The sequence below is a fragment of the Polaromonas sp. P1_G2 genome, from assembly GCF_056405515.1.
On sequence record NZ_JBFUBY010001529.1, the window covers coordinates 1 to 388 of the forward strand.

The following is a 388-nucleotide window of genomic DNA, read 5'->3' on the forward strand; positions in this document are numbered from 1 at the left end:
GTCGGATGTTCTTAGCGAATCTCGGAAGTCTTGTGCACCCTGATTCTGCTGAACACAGAATCAAGGTCTTTGATCAATTGCGCGCCCGCCACCAGGCGATCTGCTTGCGCACTTCTTCGGGCGCCGTGCCGCCAAAGCTCTGGCGCGCCGCGACCGAGGCTTCGACGGTAACGACATCAAAGACATCCGCCGTGATCTGAGGATGGATAGCCTGCAATTCATCGAGCGGCAGATCCCATAGATCGCATGCTTTGCTTTCCGCCAGCGCCACGATCCGGCCGGTGACGTGATGCGCCTCGCGGAACGGCAGGCCGACGGTGCGCACCAGCCAGTCGGCAAGGTCAGTGGCCGTCGAATAGCCGGCGCCGGCCGCCGCCTTCATCCTGGC

Annotated in this window: 1 pseudogene; it reads right to left on the bottom strand. The window is 62.1% G+C overall.

The annotated features are described in order from the left end of the window. Window positions 1-73: 73 nt before the first annotated feature. Window positions 74-388, bottom strand: a pseudogene (locus tag AC1D0P_RS31405) (argininosuccinate lyase); the annotation flags it as partial.